Below are 1,177 nucleotides of genomic sequence, written 5' to 3'. Positions count from 1 at the left end.
TGCCGGCCGCGGCGGCCGCGCTGGCGCAACTGCAGGCGCAGGGCCAGCTGCGCATTCGCGCCGGGCGCCTGCTGCGCGCGCGGCTGGGCGAGACCGCGGTGGAAGCGGTGATCCGCGATCGCGCCAGCAGCAACGCGCGCACCGAGGACTTCGACGTGCTGATCCGCGCCACCGGGCTGGACACCGACGTCGCCCGCACCAGCCATCCGCTGGTCGCCACGATGCGCGACGCCGGCCTGCTGCAGGCCGATCCGCTGGGCCTGGGGCTGCAGGTGGACGAGCGCCTGCGGGTGCGCGATGGCAGCGGCCATCCGGTCGCCGGGCTGTACTGCATCGGGCCGCTGCTGCGTGGCGTGCTGTGGGAGATCACCGCGGTGCCGGAACTGCGCACCGCCGCGCAGCGCCTGGCCGAGGAGCTGGCGACGCTGGCGCAGGTGCGGACCGGGAATGGCAGTGTTGGCGAAGCACGCCAGCGGCAGGCGTTTTAGCGGACTGATCCAGTGCGGCGTGGACGTGGCGTGGGAGGCAACTCTCACGACGCCGCAGTGCGCTTTCCCGATAATCCAATGCGTCGGGACTGACGTCCCTCCCACAGTGCACCCGGCAGGCTCGCCGCAAGCCGCTTGGGAGGCGCGAGGTGAGTCGCGACAGCGCCATCGGCAATGCGTCGCCGACGCCGACGTCGCTCCCACAAGGGCGCGCATCGGCGGCTGGCTCGCCGGCTACTGCGTCGGCTGCGCGCCGCCGCCCACCCAGCCCTCCACTTCGCCCGGCGCGAACGGGCCGAGCTTCTGCCTGACGATGCGGCCGTCGGCGTCGATCAGCACGCTGTACGGCAGCAGGCCCTGGGTGTCGCCCAGGCGCACGCTGGCGTCGGCCGGGCCCGGGGTCTCCAGCGCGATCGGGTAGCCGATCGGCACCCGCTGCAGGAAGTCGCGCACGTCTTCGGCACGGTCCAGGGCGATGCCCAGCACCTGCAGGCCGTCGCTGGGTTGCGCGCGCGCCAGCCGGTCCAGTTCCGGCATCTCGCGCACGCAGGGTTCGCACCAGCTCGCCCAGACGTTGACCAGCAGCGGCCGGCCGCGGAACTGCGCCAGGGTCAGGTGGCCGCCGTCGAGCGTGGGCTGGCGCAGCGCGGGGGCCAGATCGCCCGGGCGCGCTGCGGCGACCGGCGGCG

At 74.3% G+C, this 1,177-nt stretch carries 2 protein-coding genes; one reads left to right on the top strand and one right to left on the bottom strand.

Features of this window, described 5'->3' with window-relative positions:
• Positions 1–488, top strand: a 488-nt coding sequence (locus D180_RS15205; protein WP_017910039.1) for an FAD-binding protein, incomplete at its 5' end; no start/stop codon positions are given.
• Positions 489–722: 234 nt separating this feature from the next.
• Here the strand turns inward: D180_RS15205 and D180_RS15200 are convergent.
• Positions 723–1,177 (bottom strand): TlpA disulfide reductase family protein (locus D180_RS15200; protein ID WP_017913467.1); only part of this gene is annotated, 455 nt, incomplete at its 5' end.

Source organism: Xanthomonas sp. SHU 166 (genome assembly GCF_000364685.1).
Taxonomy (GTDB): domain Bacteria; phylum Pseudomonadota; class Gammaproteobacteria; order Xanthomonadales; family Xanthomonadaceae; genus Xanthomonas_A; species Xanthomonas_A sontii.
Note: the sequence above shows the minus strand (reverse complement) of the source record. Positions and strands in the feature narration are given on the sequence as shown.